The sequence below is a fragment of the Pedobacter sp. UYP1 genome (assembly GCF_040547305.1).
Lineage (GTDB): Bacteria > Bacteroidota > Bacteroidia > Sphingobacteriales > Sphingobacteriaceae > Pedobacter.
This window is the reverse complement of the sequence record NZ_JBEPPL010000013.1, coordinates 1-19,356: the sequence shown is the minus strand read 5'-3', so window position 1 is coordinate 19,356 and position 19,356 is coordinate 1. Positions and strand designations below refer to the sequence as shown.

The following is a 19,356-nucleotide window of genomic DNA, read 5'->3' as shown; positions in this document are numbered from 1 at the left end:
CCACAACCGGATTATTGCAATATAACTGTTCCTTTGAGTTTAGCCAAAAAGACAGCAGCGTCTTTTACAAATCAGTATAACAAATGATATGCGTTTTTAAATAAGCAGCTAAGGCTAAGGCCTCTTTATTCTTCACCATATTAAAATGATTTCCAGGAGCTGTATAAACAACTGCGTTTGCTGCATGCTTTTCCCAGCCTAAACCGGGTTCATAACCTGTCCAATCCGCCTGTTCAGCTTTGACAACAACTGTCAAAGCTTTGATTTCACCACTTACGAGGTAATTCAATTGCACATTTGTAAACTGTAAATCGAGCAATCTCAAAATGAAAGCGACATCTTCTTGCTTAAGGCCAGATTTATCAGTCAGAAAATCAGCTACAAAACCTTTCAGTTCATGTTCAGGAATCTCTGCCACAGCAGTTAAAAACTCAGTTGTCCAGGCTGGATAAGGCACCTGTATCAAATGATAATAGCTGAGTATATCCAGCAATGCATTTCCCTGATTTTCAACAGACTGGAGGTTTCGTTTTAAGACAGCCGCGGCATCTAAAATAGCCAGCAAATCTACCTGCTCCCCCTCACGTTCCAACTGCAGTGTCATTTCATAAACTACCTGTCCACCGAAAGAATGTCCGATTAAACGATAAGGCCCTACTGACTGTACTGATCTGATCCATTCTATGTTCATTGCCGCAATTGCCTGGATACTTTCCAAAGGCTTTTCACCTTTAAACAGCCCCATCATTTGCAGACCGTAAACCGCACCACTTTCCTCTAATCCTTTAGCCAGTTCATCATAACCATCGCAGATTCCATCCGAGCCAGGTATTATAAAAACAGGCTCATCCAAACGGCCGGAATTCAGTAAAACAAGATGTTCATTCCCTGTTTGATAAAGCTGTCTTTGCAACATGCGGGATAGCGTATTGATGGTCGTGTTGACCAGCAAGTCTTGCATTTGCACTTTATATCCTAACTTTCTGATCGGATTCATTACGCGCATAGCCAATAAAGAATGGCCACCCAAATCAAAGAAACTATCATGAATACCTACAGGAGACACATGAAGCAATTCTTCCCAGATAGCTACCAAATTGGCTTCCAGCTCATTTCTGGCAGGCACATAACCCTGACTTTGATGAACTGAGGCACCCGCCATCGGTAACGCTTTTTTATCCAGCTTGCCATGTGAGGTCAATGGCATGGCCTCCATTTCTACAAATACGCGCGGCACCATATATTCAGGTAACTGCGTCTCCAGGTAGGACACCAGGTGATCTTTCGCAAAAGGACCTTCCGGAACCACATAACAAACCAAATGATTACTCCCCGATTCATCCGCACGGGTAAGCACCACAGATTGACTGACAAAATCACTCTGCTGAACAGCATTTTCAATTTCTCCCAGTTCAATCCGGTACCCTCTTACTTTAACCTGATCGTCCATACGTCCAATAAACTCCATATTTCCGTCAGGAAGCCATCTGCCGATATCACCCGTTTTATACAAGCGGCCATCAGCTTTATTTCCAAAAGGATCAGGCACAAAGCGTGCTGAGGTTAACTCCTGCTGGTTCAGATAACCTCTGGCTACACAAGAACCACCAATACAGATTTCTCCTGGTACGCCTGCAGGCAATAAATTCCCTGCAGCATCCAGCAAATAAATCTGTACATTCTCAACTGGTTTGCCGATGGGCAGATAATCTGCCTCATTCCAACCCCTCTCAAATTTATAAGTAGTCGCAAATACCGTACACTCCGTTGGCCCATAAGCATTGTAAAAATTGAGCGAAGTATATTCCGTCCAGCTTTGCGCCAATGGAATTCCGCAGCGCTCTCCACCGGCAGTAATATGCCTTAAACTTGATGGAACCTGATCTGCAGGTATATTCCTTAAAAATCCTGGCGTAGCCAGCATATAAGTGACTTTTTCTGCATTCATGACCGCTATAACAGCATCGGCATCCATCTGCACTTCTTTTGAGATTAAAACCAGCCCGGCGCCATTCAACAAAGCCATAAACAACTGTTCAACAGAAGCATCAAAAGTGTAGTTTGAAAACAGCAATACCCGGTCAGCCTTATTCAGCGTTAATTTTTTCTGCCAGCCGAAGACCATATTATGAACACTCCTGTGTTCGATCAATACACCTTTTGGTTGTCCGGTGGAACCCGAAGTATAGATTACATAGCATAAATGATCTGCCTGAAGCGCAGTTGAAACCGGTGCTGAGGATTCCTGATGGATTGCTGCCCAATCTTCATCCATCGCAACAACACGTATGTCTTCGTGAAATAAGTTACGGTAATGGGAACTGCTCACTATAAGCTGCGCCCTGGTATCGGCAAGCAAATAATTGATCCGTTCCTGAGGATATTCCGGATCTATGGGTACATAAGCTCCTCCGGCTTTCAAAATACCCAATATACCGATGATCATATCCAAAGAACGATCTATACAGACAGGCACCAGCATATCCTCTTTTACCCCCATCGAACGTAAATAATGTCCGAGTTGATTACTCTGCTGATCAAGCGCACTATAGCTTAACTGCTGATCTTCATAAATCAACGCAACCGCATCCGGGTGATGAGCAACCTGTAAGGCAAACAAATCTACCAAAGTCTGCTCAACCGGATAAGCTGCTGCCCGGGAATTGAAAGCGGATAACAAGGCTAGTTCCGCTGCCGGCAACACCTGGACATCCGCAATACGCTGCTGATCATGTTCAAGGTAAGCAGCGAGTACGGCATCAAAATAAACATGAATATCAGCCAGTGTTTTACCGCACTTCAGTTCTTTGCCCAACCGGTAATTAACAGCCAGCACATTACCTGTAGTACTCACTGTACAGTCCAGATGTGTATTGGTAACCTCAGAACTTTCCATTTGTACCGGATCTGCTTCAGCCTGCAGATAATCCTGCTGCACGAATAAGCCTTCCAGACCATCCATCTGATCAAATACATGGAAATTAATATAGTTGAAAATCGTATCAAAGAAAGGATTGCCACTGGAAGCCTGTTCCCCAATCAATCTCGCAATTTCTGACAAAGGCACACGATCTCTTTCTTTCAGTGAAATTAACTGTTGATCTATACGCTCAAAATAAGTTTTCCAGGTGGTTTGCGAATCCTCACCAATGAAACGGAAAGGGATTGTATTTAAAAAACAACCTAACACTTTATCTCCATCTTCGGTAATCGGACGGCCATTGGTCACCACCCCTACCGTAACTTCCTGCTCCACGGTCAGCATGCTCAGCATATACTGGTAAGCGCCAAGAAACACGCCCTTCAAACTCAGTCCATCTGCTTGTGTTTTAGTTTTCAGGCGATCCAGGTAAGTCACGTCGTAAACTTTTAATAAGTTACCATCAATCACTGTATCTGTAAAAATATCCAGCCTTTTATAATCGGATAAGGACTGTACCCAGAATTCACGGTTCTCTTCATTGCGCTTCTCTGAAATACTTTCTATGACAAAATCACGATAACTTGCTTTCAAAAGCGGCAATTCTACCTCCACGCTGCTTTCCATTTGTGCCACATAGAGGTTATTCAATTCTGTCGCAAAAGAAGCTACACTCCAGCCATCCAGCATCGCATGATGGAACTGAAACAGCAGAATATGTTCTTTCAAAGTTTGAAACACGTCCATCCGCCATAAGTTTCCCTGATGGACTTCAAAAGGGAACTTCCGTTCTTCTGCTAAATATTTGCCCAGGTAAGCACCAGGGGCTGTCTCTTCCAATTGCCGGAGATCATGATATTCCACATGGATATCACCTTGCTTATAAACAACCTGTATGCCTTGTGTATGGAGGTGAAGGTCAAACCTGGTCCGCAGGATCGAATGTTTGGAAACCAGTCTTTTCAGGGCCTGTTCAAAAACATTCCGGTCTAATTCCTTTGGTAATTTAAACGTGATCTGATCATGATATATAGCCAGTTCAGGATTTAACTGAGAGGTATAGACCATGCCGCTTTGGATATCACTCATCGGATAAATATCTTCAACTTCCAGTTCAGTATGCTGCTCCGCAAACAGCTGTTCCAGTTGTGGAAGCAAATGTGAACGCAGCGCTTCCAGTTCGGCAATAACTTCTGCATGAACTGGTTCTGCCTTTGGACTGTCAGCATCAACAGTATTCCCCGAATCAATTAAAGCCGCTAAACTGCTGACCGTTGAACACTCATACAGATCATATAACCGGATCGTATCATTGAATGCTTTACGTAATCTGCTGATGACCCCGATGGCAACAATAGAATCCCCGCCAAGCTTAAAGAAATCTTCATGAATACTCAGTTCTTCAATACCCAGTGATAATGCCCAGATCTCTTTTACTTTTTGCTCAGTTTCGGTTAGCGGCGCATCCATTGCTTGCGCAATTTCAGTTCTGATGAGCTGAATACTATTTGCATCCGGCAATGCTTTTTTATCCAGTTTACCATTAGCTGTAAGCGGGAAAGCTTCTAATTCCAGAAATAGATGAGGTACCATATAATCCGGCAAACGTAATTCCAGATAAGCAACCAGTGCATCCCGTTCAAAACCTTGTCCATTAGTTGTAATATAACCTACCAGGCGTTTTTGTCCTGATTCATCGGCAGGCGCCATTACCACACACTGGCTCACCAGGCCACTTTGCTGAATGCTATTTTCAATTTCTCCCAGTTCGATACGGTAACCACGGATTTTTACCTGATCGTCCCTGCGGCCGATAAATTCAATATTCCCATCTGCCAGCCATCTGCCAAGATCGCCTGTCTGATACAAACGGCCACCACTTGTCTTTCCAAAAACATCCGGAATAAACCTTTCTGAAGTTAACACTTCCTGATTCAGGTAACCCCGGGCAATACCTGCCCCGCCTACATAGATCTCTCCGGCCACACCAATTGGTACTGGTTGTCCATAACTATCCAGTATATAAGCCTGCCGGTTTTTCAGCGGCCTGCCAATAGGGATATTACCTTCGTACTGCCGGCCTGTTAATTGATAGGTCAGCGAAAAAGTTGTATTTTCAGTTGGCCCATATCCATTGATTAAAATCTTATCCGGATAAAACTGGCGGAAACGGTTGACATGTTTGACCGATAGTTTTTCCCCGCCTACCATAATCGATGATAGCCCTTCAAACAAATCTATAGCTACATCAACCAACTGGTTAAACCAGCCCGAAGTAAACCACATGACTGTAACCTTATTGATTTGCAGTACCGTTTTCAATAAATTGTTATCCAGTAAACTGCTGGCCGGACATAAGATCAGCCGCCCTCCGTTAAGCCACATCCCCCAATATTCAAATGTTGTGGCGTCAAAAGAAGGAGAGCCTGCAGATAATAGCGCATCGCGGGAACTCAATTTGATATAATTCGCGCCAAAACTCAGGCTGATCACGTTGCGGTGTTCTACCAAAACACCCTTAGGTTGCCCTGTAGAGCCAGAAGTATACATGACATAACATAAATGATCCGGCCGGAGAGCTGATGGTACAGCAAAAACCGGTTCCTGAGCAATAATCTCACGCTCTCCATCCAAAGAAATGATACAGATTTCTTCATAACCATTCAACAGCGAGCTGCCAGCCTCATTACTCAAAACTATACCGGCCTTGGTATCTGACAAAATATAGCTGATTCTTTCCTGCGGATATTCCAGATCAACCGGCACATAAGCGCCACCCGCTTTCAGAATACCGAGTATGCCGATCATCATGTCCACAGAACGTGGAATGCAGATTGGAACCAGTGTATCTTCTCTGACCCCTGCACTGCGCAGGTAATGTCCAAGCTGGTTACTCCTTTCATCGAGCTCTTTGTAGGTTAACCGCTGATCCAGATAAACCACGGCAATAGCATCTGGAGTCTGACTTGCCTGTTTGGTAAAAAGATCTACTAAAGTCTGGTCCTGAGGATAAGCTGAAGTCCTTGCATTGAAAGTATTTAAAAGCTCCTCCTCTTCCGATTTACGCAATATCGGCAGCTGATCTATTCTTTGTGAGGGAGCGAATACGATAGCCTGAAGTAAGACCAGGTAATTGCGGAACATGCGGTCTATCGTTGCCCCTTTAAACAAGTCAGTACAATATTCTACCCCAACTTCAATTCCTGCCGGCCCCTCTACTGCAGAAATATTCAAATCAAACTGACTTGTGGTATGGCCTGTTTTCTGTTCTTTTAACACCGCCTCTCCTAACCGGAACACCGGTACTTCAGGAATATTCTGTACGGTAAAAATCACCTGGTACAAAGGATTGCGGCTCTTATCCCTTTCTTGTCCAACTGCCTCAACAACACGTTCAAAAGGTACGTCCTGATTTTCATAGGCACCCAAAGTCGTCTCTTTGACTTGCTGCAGCAAGTCCAGAAAGGAAGGATTACCACTCAGATTACTTCTCAAAGCCAGTGTATTGGCAAAAAAGCCAATTAAACCTTCCAATTCCTGTCGTGTCCGTCCTGCAATCACACTGCCCACACAAATATCATCCTGTCCACTGTAACGGTAAAACAAAACTTTAATAGCAGCCAGCATCACCATATGCAGTGTGGCACCTTGCTGGCGGGACAGCAATTGCAAACCCGCTGAAAGTTTTGCCCCAAGCGGGAATACAGCCATCGCCCCCCTTGTACTTTGTATGGCTGGCCGCGGATAATCGCCAGGCAGTTCCAGTGGACTGGTACCCACCAGACGATCTTTCCAATAAGCGATCCGGCGGCCCCAGTGTAACTCTTCCTGCTTACGCTGCCAGATGGAATAATCTCCATATTGTAATCCTGGTGCAGGAAGTATGGCTTTTTCACCCCCTGTATTCATCTGGTACAGAGAAACCAGTTCCCTGATCAGTACCGAAAGAGACCAGCCATCCGCTGCAATATGATGCAGAAGAATAACCAGCACATGTTCCTGATCCGAGATACGGATTAAATGTCCGCGCAGCATATGATCTGTACGGAGATCTATACTGGCAGCAGCTATGGAAGCCAGCAGCTTAGTGAGCCCGGCATCTCCACCCTGATAATCGGCTATCCTGTTTAAAGACCAGCGATCTTTCTCTAAGACAACCTGAAGAGGCTGACCTGCAGCATTCTGCCGGATTACCGTCCGTAAAATCTCGTGGCGGTTCACCACCTCTTTAATGGCCAGCTCCAGCGCATCTGCATTAAATTTCCCCGACAAGCGGAAATACATTGGCATATGATAATGCGTACTTCCATTGAGCTGGTCAATCATCCAGAGGCCCTTTTGGCCATAAGACAATGGAATTTCCTCCTGCGCGGCTCTGACTGGAATTGGTGAATGATCAAAATCATCACCAGAAGACATATCATTTCGTAAAAAATCAATGATATCCTGTTTGTGTTTTTTAATTTCCTCCAGCAGCTCAGGATCAATCTGCGTCTGCTCCCCTAAGTCAAGTTTAAGATTATCATGTTCAAGAAAAACAGAAACACCGTTATTTCTTGCTTTTTTCAACACACCGACAACCTCGTTAAAGTCCGTATTCATAGCTATTTATTTAGGTTATATTGGTTTAAAGGCTGATTACATTGACTCCAAGCCGAACAGTTTTGTCCTGGAGCTCTTCTATATAGGCTGCTAGTTTAGCTATGCTTTTGCATTGAAATATACTTTTGACCGGAACATTGACCTCCAGTTCTTTTTGTATACTACTGCTCACCCGCATAGCCAGCAAAGAATGCCCGCCCAGTTCAAAGAAACTGTCTTGAATTCCGATAGGAGAAATCTGAAGCAACTCTTCCCAGATCCCGACAAGAGTGGATTCCAGTTCAGTTTCAGCGGGGACATAATTCCTGCTCAGCTGACCTTTAGTATCTGCTGAAGGCAATGCCTTTTTATCCAGTTTACCATGGGAAGTCAATGGAATCGATTCCATCTCTACAAATACACGGGGCACCATATATTCCGGTAATTGAGTTTCCAGGTAAGCCATCAGATTCTCTTTTACAAAAACGCCTGAAGAAACCACATAACAAATCAATTGGTGATGACCAGCATCATCTGCTTGCGCCATTACAATACACTGATTCACTAAGCCGCTTTGTTGAATGGTACTTTCAATCTCTCCCAGTTCAATACGATAGCCGCGTACCTTAACCTGATCATCTATACGGCCTATAAATTCGATGTTTCCATCTGGAAGCCACCTGCCCGTATCACCAGTTTTATACAAACGGCCTTCACCAAAAGTATTGGCAACGAAACGTGCTGCAGTTAACTCTTCGCGGTTCAGATAACCACGGGCGACCCCGGCACCAGCAATACAAATCTCTCCCGGTACACCTGCAGGCAACAAATTACCTCCGTTATCCAGGATGTGTATTTGTACATTTCCAACTGGCTTACCAATAGACAGGTACTCGCCGTCTTTTCTGTTTTTAGCGTAAGAATAGACTGTAGCAGTAATGGTACACTCTGTTGGCCCGTATGCGTTATAAAAATCTAATTCCGCATCCTGCGTCCAGCGCTGTGCAAGCGAAGTTGCACAGCGTTCGCCTCCGGCAATCACGTGTTTTAAATCTTTTAATTGCTCATCCGGATTTAACCCGCTTAAGAAACTTGGCGTCACATCCAGATAAGTAACCTTTTCAGCTGCAATAACTTCCATCAGCTTACCTGCATCCATTTGTACCTCTTTAGGTATAATAACTAATGCTGCACCATTTAGCAAAGCCATAAAAAGCTGCTCCACAAAAGGATCAAAAGTATAATTAGAAAATAAAAGTACCCGGTCGCTGGTTTTGAATTTCAAAAACCGCTGGCGATCACAAATCAAGTTAACCACACCTTTATGTTCTATCAATACGCCTTTGGGTTGCCCTGTAGATCCGGAGGTATAAATCACATAACATAAATGAGCTGGATGGAGCGCTGCCGGTACAGGTGAAGCAGACTCCTTCTGGATTAATTCCTGCTGTTCATCTATTGAAATCACTAAAATCCCCTGTTCATCCAGTAGCTCACGATGTTGTGCATTGCTTAAAGCAATACCTGCTCCGGTATCAGAAAGCATATAATTAATCCTTTCCTGAGGATATTCCGGATCAATTGGGACATAAGCACCTCCCGCTTTCAAAATTCCCAGTATACCAATAATCATGTCCATAGAACGCCCGATACAGATTGGCACCAGGGTATCTTCCTGAACTCCTGCCGAACGTAAATAATGTCCCAGCTGGTTACTCTTTAGATCGAGTTCTTTATAAGTTAAATGCTGATCCTCATCTATTAGCGCCACTGCATCTGGATACTGAGTTGCCTGAGTGACAAATAAATCAACCAGTGTTTGCGTATCCGGATACGTCATCGTTGTTGAATTGAACGTGCTTAATAAGTCCAGTTCCTGTGCAGACAATATCGGAACATCGGCAATGCGCTGTTCGTAATGCTCCAGGTAAGCTTGCAGTACGCGATCAAAATAAGTATGAATATCTGCCAGTGTTTTACCACTTTTAAGAGCTCTTGTGCGGTGGTAACTTACCACCAGAATATCACCGGTTACACTCACCGAACAATCCAGGTAAGTGTTCGTAGCTTCATAACCGCCAGAAGCATTTTTCTCTTCCTCTTCTGCTAACTGAACATGCCCTTGCTTTGCAAATAATCCCTCTTCTGTATCCATCTGACCATATACATGGAAATTAATGTAGTTGAACAGCGTATCAAAGAATGGATTGCCACTGGAAGATTGTTCGCCGGTTAGCTGTGCAATTTCCATTAAAGGCATCCTGTCCCGCTCTTTGAGTGAAGTTAGCTGTTGTTCAATACGTTCAAAATATGCTTTCCAGGTGAGCTCAGTATCGCCACCAATAAAACGGAAAGGAATAGTATTTAAAAAGCAACCCAGTACTTTATCTCCATCTTCAGTAAGCGGACGTCCATTGGTCACCACACCCAAGGTTACTTCCTGCTCCATAGTCAACATACTCAGCATATACTGATAGGCGCCAAGGAACATTCCTTTCAAACTCAATCCATCTGCTTTAGTCTTGTCTTTTAAGCGCTGCAGATAATCCAGGTCATAGGCTTTTGCCCAGTTATCATCCGCAACCGTTTCTGTAAACATGTCCAACCGTTTATAGTCGGTTAATGACTCTGCCCAATAAGTCCGGTTATCCTCATTGCGCTTTTCTGAAATACTCTCGATCACAAAATCACGATAGCTCGCTTTTAGCGAAGTTACCTGAACTTGCGGTCCATTGGCCAGGATAGCTAAATACAGATTATTCAATTCTGTTGTAAATGAAGCAACACTCCAGCCATCAAACATGGCATGATGAAACTGAAACACCAGGATATAATCCTTCAAAGTCTGCAATAAACTGATGCGCCATAACTTACCCTGATGTGCAACAAAAGGAATAGCGCGTTCTGCTGTCAGGTAATCATTTAAATAAGCGCCAGATCCATTTTCAGTAAATAAACGAATATCCCGGAATAACAATTCAGGGTCTCCTTGCTTATAAACAACTTGTACATCTCCTGTATAAACATCAAGATCAAACCTGGTCCGCAAAATGGAATGCTTGGCAACCAGTAACTTTAAAGCCTGTTCAAAAACATCCCTGTTCAGTGATAATGGCATTTTAAAAGTTAACTGATCATGATAAACGGCTTGCTCAGGATTTAATTGAGAAGCATAAACCATCCCACTCTGAATATCACTCATCGGATAAACATCTTCTATCTCTGACTCATCTTCAAACTCTGGCAGCAAACGTGAACGCAGAGATTCCAGCTCAGCAATTACTGCATCACGAACTGTATGTCCTTTATCTTCAGTCACAACCTCATGTCCTGAGTCAATCAACGCCGATAAACGGCTGACCGTTGAACATTCATAAAGGTCATATAAGCGAATACTATCATTAAATGCTTTGCGCAAACGGCTGATGACCCCAATAGCAATGATAGAATCACCACCAAGTTTAAAGAAATCATCATGAATTCCTAATTCTTCAAGATCGAGAGACAGCGCCCAGATATCTTTTACCTTTTGTTCAGTTTCCGTGAGCAAATCTTCTGAATCCATTCTGATCAGCTGAATAGCATTTGCGTCTGGCAAAGCTTTTTTATCCAGTTTACCATTCGCAGTTAACGGAAAAACCTCCAGCTCCATAAATACATGTGGCACCATATAATCTGGTAAACGCGCTTCCAGATAACTGACCAATCCGTCCCTGTCAAACCCTTGTTCACCAGGAACCACATAACCTACCAGGCGTTTCTGTCCGGATTCATCAGCGGGTGCCAGCACCACGCATTGTCCTGTAAAACCACTTTGCTGAATAGCACTTTCAATCTCTCCCAGCTCGATACGGTAACCCCTGATTTTCACCTGGTCATCCATCCGGCCCAGAAACTCTATATTTCCATTGGAAAGCCATCTGCCAATGTCACCTGTTTTATATAAACGGTTCCCAATTACAAAAGGATCTTTGATAAATCGTGCCCAGGTCAGCTCTTCCTGATTCAGATAGCCACGTGCTACTCCAGCCCCGCCTGTATAAATCTCCCCGGCTACACCAATTGGTACTGGTTGCAAGAAATTATCCAGTACATAAACCTGGCGGTTATTCAGCGGACGGCCCAGAGGAATATTCCCTGCTGACTCCATTTCCTGAATAGGGTAACAAATAGAGAAAGTTGTATTTTCAGTTGGGCCATAGCCATTGATAATAGTTTTATCCGGATAGAATTCGCGGAAGCGATTGATATGTGCAACCGATAGTTTCTCACCGCCAACCATAATCGCTGATAAGCCTTCAAATAAATCGATATCCACATCAACAAGCAGGTTAAACCAGCCTGCGGTAAACCACATCACCGTGATTTTATTTACTTGCAATACTTCTTTGAATAAATTGTTATCCAGCAAACTATTAGCAGGACATAAGACCAGACGCCCGCCATTCAGCAACATGCTCCAATACTCAAATGTTGTAGCATCAAAAGAAGCAGAGCCCGCAGATAATAACGCATCACGGGAACTCAGCTTGATATAATTTGCACCTGAAATCAGGCTGGTCACATTGCTATGCGTAACCAGAACACCTTTCGGCTGCCCGGTAGAGCCAGAAGTATACATGACATAGCATAAATGAGCTGGGCGAAGAGCTGTGGGCACAGCCGATGTTGGTTCGTTCGCAATAGCTTCATTTTCTCCGTCTAACGAAATAATGCGGATATCGGCATGCTGAGCCAAAAGCAATGATTTGTTAGCCTCATTGCTCACCACGATAGCTGCATGGGTATCAGACAAAATATAATTGATGCGCTCTTGTGGGTATTCCGAATCAATTGGCACATAAGCGCCGCCAGATTTCAGGATACCTAATATTCCAATCATCATCTCTACAGAACGCGTGATACAAATTGGAACCAGCGTATCTTCTCTCACTCCTGCACTGCGCAGGTAATGCCCAAGCTGATTACTCTGTTCCTCAAGCGCTTTATAAGTTAAAGTCTGATCCAGATAAACCAATGCAATTGCATCAGGAGTCTGAGCTGCCTGCCAGCTAAATAAATCTATTAAAGTCTGCTCGTGCGGATAAGCAACTGCCGTATTGTTGAAATCAAAAAGCAGTTTTTGCAGTTCTGGCTTACGCAATATTGGCAGTTGTGCTATTGTTTGCGCCGGAGCAGATAAAATAGATTGAAGCAGCTGTTGATAATTACCAAACATGCGGCCTATTGTTTCTTCTTTAAACAAATCAGTACAATATTCCACACTAATTTCAATTCCTGCTTCTGTTGCTACTACAGAAACATTCAGGTCAAACTGACTGGTTGTACGCCCTGTTTTCTGCGCTGTAAAAACAGCTTCCCCCAGGCGGAACTTTGGTACTTCCGGAATATTCTGTACCGTAAAAATCACCTGATATAAAGGGTTACGGCTTTTATCTCTTTCCTGGCCAACAGCTTCCACAACACGTTCAAAAGGAACATCCTGATGTTCGTATGCATTCATTGCGGTCTCTCTTACTTGCTGCAGCAAATCAAGAAATGAAGGATTACCGCCAAGGTTACTTCTTAAGGCCAGTGTATTGGCAAAAAAGCCAATTAACCCTTCTAGTTCCTGACGCGTCCGTCCTGCAATCACACTTCCCACACAAATATCGTCCTGACCACTGTAACGGTGCAGCAAAATTTTGAAGGCCGACAATAGGGTCATGTGTAAGGTAGCTCCATGCTGGCGTGCCAACAATTGCAATCCTGCTGACAATTCCTGATTCAATGTAAATACGGCCATGGCGCCTTTTGTACTCTGTATAAATGGACGCGGATAATCTGCAGGCAACTCCAGCTGACTGGTCCCCTCCAGTTGATTTTTCCAGTAGGCAATACCACCATTCCATTGAGATTCTTCTTGCGCACGCTGCCAGATGGAATAATCTCCATATTGTAAAGGAAGCGCAGGTAGTGCTGCTGTTGAACCTGTGGTCTGCATTTGATAGCAAGAAACCAGCTCCCGGATCAATACCGAAACCGACCAGCCATCGGCTGCGATATGGTGAAGTATAATTACCAATACCTGTTCTTGGTCCGAAATCCGGATCAGATGACCACGCAGCATATGATCCGTATGTAACGCGATGGGTGCTGAAGAAAGCTCAGACAGCAAATCATCCAATGCGCTTTCGCCACCCTGAATATGATTTATTCTATCGAGTGACCAGGTATCTTTTTCTAAAACGAACTGAAAAGGTTGTCCTTCGGCATCCTCACGGATCACTGTTCTTAAAATTTCGTGACGGTTCACAACCTCATTGATCGCTTGTTCAAGCGCAGCTGTATTTATTGTTCCCGACAAACGGAAATACATAGGCATATGATACTGCTTACTTCCACTAAGCTGGTCTATCCGCCAAAGGCCCTCCTGACCATAAGATAGTGGAACATCCCCATTTCTTTGCTTCACCGGAATAGAAGAATGTACCGCACTTTTACCCTTATGTTCAGCTACATAGACTGCAAGTTTCTCTATATTTTTACATTGAAATATATGTTTTACCGGGACATTTACACCAAATTCCTTGTGCATATAACCACTAACCCGCATGGCTTGCAGAGAATGTCCGCCCAGTTCGAAGAAACTATCATGGATTCCAATTGGATTAATCTGAAGCAACTCTTCCCAGATATTGACTAGTCTTAACTCTAATTCGTCCCTTGCAGCTACATAATCCCTGCTCAATTGCCCTTTAATATCTGCTGAAGGCAATGCTTTTTTATCCAGTTTACCATGAGCAGTTAGTGGAAAAGCAACCATTTCTACAAAAACATGGGGTACCATATACGCTGGCAATTGAGTTTCCAGATAAGAGATCAACCTTTGTTTGTCAAAATCTCCTTTCGGAATTAAATAACAAACCAGTTGATTGTGACCAGATTCATCTGCTATAGCAAGCACGACAGTCTGACCTGCCTGACCACTTTGCTGAACGGCATTTTCAATCTCTCCGAGTTCAATACGGTAACCACGCACCTTAACCTGGTCATCTTTACGGCCAACAAATTCAATATTTCCATCCGGAAGCCAATACCCGATATCACCTGTTTTATATAAACGGCCTCCATTTGTACTCCCGAAAGTATCCGGTATAAATTGTTCAGCAGTTAATTCTTCACGGTTCAGATAACCCCGCGCTACACCAGCACCCCCTATCCAGATTTCCCCTGGTTCGCCTAAAGGCAGTAAATTGCCATTGGAATCTACGATATGGATTTGTTGATTTCGTGTTGGTTTACCGATAGGAAGGTATTTTCCTTCTTTGTGATCTTCAGGATATAAATAGATAGTAGAAGTCACCGTACATTCGGTAGGGCCATAGGCGACATAAAAGTGCAAATCAGGGAGTTGTGTTGTCCATTGTTCTGCCAATAAAGTTGTACAGCGTTCTCCGCCAACCATTACCGCTTTTAAACTCCTGGGAGCCTGCTCAAAAGGTACATTCCTTAAAAACCCTGGCGTATTTAATATATAAGTAACTTGTTCCTTATTCAGCAGAGCAACAAGCGCCTCTGCATCCAGTTGTACTTCTTTGGAAATCAATACCAGTCCCGCACCATTCAGCAAAGACAGAAATAACTGCTCTACAAAAGGGTCAAAAGTATAACTGGTAAATGCGGCTACCCGGTCGGTATTGCCAAGCTTTAAAAGCTCCTGACGGTCATAAACCAAGTTCACCACATTCCTGTGTTCCACCATTACTCCTTTAGGCTGACCGGTAGAACCAGAAGTATAAATTACATAACATAATTGGTCAGGATACAGCTCATTTGCTAAGGAAGAGACAGGTTGTTGCGCAATTTCTTCCCAGTCTGCATCCATTGAAATTACATGAATATTCTCCTGATGTGCAAACAGTTTGTGCTGCGCTGTACTGCTCACGACAATAGCAGCACCGGTATCTGCCAGCAGAAAGTTCACTCTTTCTTGTGGATATTCCGGATCAACAGGAACATATGCCCCTCCTGCTTTCAAAATACCCAGTATGCCAATTACCATCTCTACTGAACGGTCTATGCAAATTGGCACCAGCGTATTTTCCTGCACCCCTGCGTTACGCAGATAATGTCCGAGCTGATTACTTTTTTGATCAAGCTCACTATAGGTTAATTGCTCATCGTGCACGAGCACTGCAATCGCGTCCGGATGGAGGTTCGCTTGCGCAGTGAATAATTGTATAAGGTTCTGGTCCAGTGGATAATCTGCTGCTGTGGCATTGAAAGTTTTTAGCAGCGACAATTCCTCTGCTGTAATTTCCACCTTATTTTTTCTTTTTACAAATGCAGGTATTCCTGCCTCAGTATCCACCTCAATTTCTTCAACATTAAGCTGAAGAGCTTGTGTAAACTGTTTCATAATAGCTAATAACTGCTCAGCAAATAAGGCGATTTCTGTTTCCCGGAAGTATTCATGACGGAATCCAATGACCAGTTGTAAGGGCTGATCTTCTCCGTGATCAAGCCACATAATTTCCAGTGGCGTTTGCTGATGTCTGCTAAACCTAACCTCATGAGCTGTTTGAATACCGCTTCCTAAATTAAATGATAAATCAAATACGATATGATTAATCACAAAATCAAAGAAAGGCCCTGCTAAAGGATCATGTTTAAAATGTCTGCTCAGATCTCCGGCGATGTAATCAAGATGCTTGTAATCTTCTTTTTGAGACTGGGCTATATGCTGAATGAAATCAATTAATTTAGTGGTTGGCTGATAATTACCTTCAAATGGAGCAACGCCAGAAAACATTCCTAATATTTCCCGCTGCTCTTTTTGATTTCGTTTATGGGCAGCTGTACCAAAAAGAGAACGCTCCAGTCCATACATTTTAGCCAGGTAAATCACCATTGCGGCAATAGTTAAATGTTGCAAACGCGCCTGGCTGTCCACGGCTAATTGAGCCAACTGTATTTGCTCTTTTTTTGCTAAAATGTGTGTATAACATTTGCTTTCTTTCCCCAACTCATCCAATGCGTTGTAAGCTGGCTGAAGAACGGAAGCTGGCTTTGCCTTTAATTTTGCCTTCCAGTAGGCAGCACTAACCTGATAAGCGTCGGATCCACGATGGGCTACTGCTTTTTCTACCTCCTGCAAATAAGAAGGTGAAACAAAAACATCCTGATCATTATTTAACAAGCTTTTATATTTACTGGAAATATAATTTGCCCACACCCTGACACTATATCCGTCAAAAAGAAGGTGATGAAACTTAAAATAATAATAATGTTCATTGTCAGTTGCTTTAAGGATATACTGCTCCACAGGCAAGCTTGATTTTTCTAAGGAAAGCGGCCTGTCATTCTGATTTTCTATCCACTGGAGAATCAGCTCTGCCGGATGGTCGTCACCACTAAAATCCAGGAGCTGAACAGGGAGTTCGCGTTCTTGCTCATTAATCTGGTAACCGGGATTAAAATCAGCTGTAGCAATCGCCATTTTAAAAACATCAAAAACCGCAGCCGAAGAAACGATAGTACTGATGAATTTATCAATGTTTAATGTACCTGTAATCTTAAAGTAGTTATTGATATTGTAATGGGGACTATTGATATTAATCAGCTGATCAATAAAGACATCCTGTTGCGCAGGATGCATAGGGAATGTGTTGGATGAGAGTTTCATGCAAGGTTAAATTAGTTACTACTATACGATTTACGTATAGTAGTAAGCGGTAAGAAAGCTATAAGGTGATTGTTAATTTTAATCCGTTATTTGTTATAGAGTATTTCTCTTTCACCAAATAATCGCTCTGCAGCAATTCCTTTTTCCCTGCACTCTTCTATTAATCTGTTGGATTGAACAATAGGATTTGATTCATCGGTATATTTAATACTGCTGATAAACTCAACCCAGGGCTCTTGTCCCATGGCATACACGTAAACTTCTTTGGGATGGAAGATATCGACTAAGGACATTCCCTTTTTACAGTCAGATCCCGATAACCTGCGGCTGTTGTCCTGATCTCTTGGTAATTTTTGAGGCAATAACTGTCCATATAACCAGGATAAAGGAGCTCCATCACATTCCATTCCCAGAAAAACAACATCCACATTCCCTATTTTCCGCTGGATATGGGCATAGAGTTCTGGTTCCATTATTCTTGAATCCGCAAAAAATGCCAGTTTAAAATCTCCTATCTGTACAAAATAGCACGATTTTGTTAAGATATTCAGATCACTGTGTTCTCCTGTAAATGGTACTCCTGTAATAATGGCATCCGCAAATTTTACCGATTCCATTTCATTGATCGAGGTCACATTGTGAAAACCAATATGATTGAACATGAGCTTTAAATCGGGGTCCTGGAGTTTACCGCTGCAGGTATTGGGCACAATAATATTTTTGATTTTATGGCGTAAGGGCAACAAGGTCTCAAATAGAATATGGTCCTGATGGTTATGCGTGATCAAAACATAATCAATAGTATCAGGAAGATCCACATCCGAAAAATGATCTACTTCTGAAGCATAGCCGTAATAACTGATCAGCGGGTCAACCAGGATACTGATGTCTTTGGTTTCAATTAAAATACAGGCATGGCCGAAATAGCGCATGCGGATTTTATCACCTGCGTACTTTTCATAAGCAGGAGGAACATCAGTCGTAAAAAACGTTTCAAAAAGTGCCGATTGGTCATCGGTAATCCCCAGTTTTTCTTTGATATAATCAAGGGTCTGCGGGACTCTTTTCATTCTGGCCAGTTCATCAATGCCGGCATGATCAAAAGGGATCTCTAAATGCAGTGTATTTTCATCAGTCAGCTTCGGCGTACTCAGGCAAAATGGCCTGTGGTCATTGTCAGTAATCCATAAGGCCAAACTTTGAGAATTTTTATTATAGTAAGCACTATCATACAAAAGAGGTTCAAAAAATCTGAACCCTCCGTTGTTGTTGCGGTCATAGTAGAGCTCTACGTAGCCTTTAAGTTCTTCAGGTACGCGGGCGTACATTTCTTCCATCGCAAAACCTTTCGCATCGGCTTTCAGCAGCTTATCTAATTTATTCACTGCTTTTGAAAATTCCAATACAGGCTGTTGCTTTAACAGGGTATCTTCATAAATTGCTTTGACTTCATCGGCTCTCTCTACGGGTATATCCATAAAGGGGCCTCCCCTTAACTTTGGATTCAGGACAGCTTCTGCATGAAGCTCCGGTGCCATTAAATAGGATTCCATAATAGTCATATGTCGCCCAACAATGTTCATCGCGGCTGTTGCAGGAGAGATCAGATGGCTCCATGCATACCATTTATCGACTAATGGCTCCATGACTAAATTCGGCTTCAGGTATACTTCAGTGTTTTTCATTGATAGGTTAATTGTAGGTTAATTTTACTTTAAGATAAACTATATGACATTTATTTATATTTATGCACTTATTTGAATAATAAAACCATCCTTACATCGCTTAAAATGGATATATTTACATTATTTATATTTATAATAGCGAATCGATAAATACAATTTCAGCACGAAAAATCACAAAAACAAATATTAATTACACATAATTAAAGTTTATTCAAAAAACAGCGTTTAAACCATTATTTACAGGAAAAATGAGTATCAATTTATTTTCATTTAAATAATAAACAATTGTTAATTTTAACTTATAAGAAATCAAAGAAATAATCATGTTACCACAGGAATGGTTTTAGCGTAACAGGAATTTCTCTTAGAACTGATGTTATTGATCAGCAGACGAACTGTAGCTGAAGATGTCACTTCCTAAAAAAGCTATACACTAAAAACAGTGTATGGAGAATAAAAAAGGTGGAGGATTAGCTCTTCCAAGAAATGGAAAACGTTATGAC

The 19,356-nt window shown here is 42.7% G+C and carries 3 protein-coding genes; all 3 read right to left on the bottom strand.

Annotated elements, in window-relative coordinates; genetic code table 11:
- Positions 1-64: 64 nt before the first annotated feature.
- The 3 genes from ABIB30_RS20780 to ABIB30_RS20770 all read right to left on the bottom strand — a co-directional run bounded on the left by ABIB30_RS20780 (position 65) and on the right by ABIB30_RS20770 (position 18,853).
- Entirely contained in the window at positions 65-7,522 is a 7,458-nt protein-coding gene (locus ABIB30_RS20780) for a non-ribosomal peptide synthetase (protein ID WP_354304964.1), read from the bottom strand.
- A gap of 25 nt (positions 7,523-7,547) precedes the next feature.
- Positions 7,548-17,168: a non-ribosomal peptide synthetase gene (locus ABIB30_RS20775; RefSeq protein ID WP_354304963.1), complete on the bottom strand. Its 9,621-nt coding sequence runs from the start codon at positions 17,166-17,168 to the stop codon at positions 7,548-7,550.
- Between the two features lie 86 nt (positions 17,169-17,254).
- Complete coding sequence (locus ABIB30_RS20770; protein WP_354304962.1) at positions 17,255-18,853, bottom strand: MBL fold metallo-hydrolase; 1,599 nt, start codon at positions 18,851-18,853, stop codon at positions 17,255-17,257.
- Positions 18,854-19,356 lie beyond the last annotated feature (503 nt).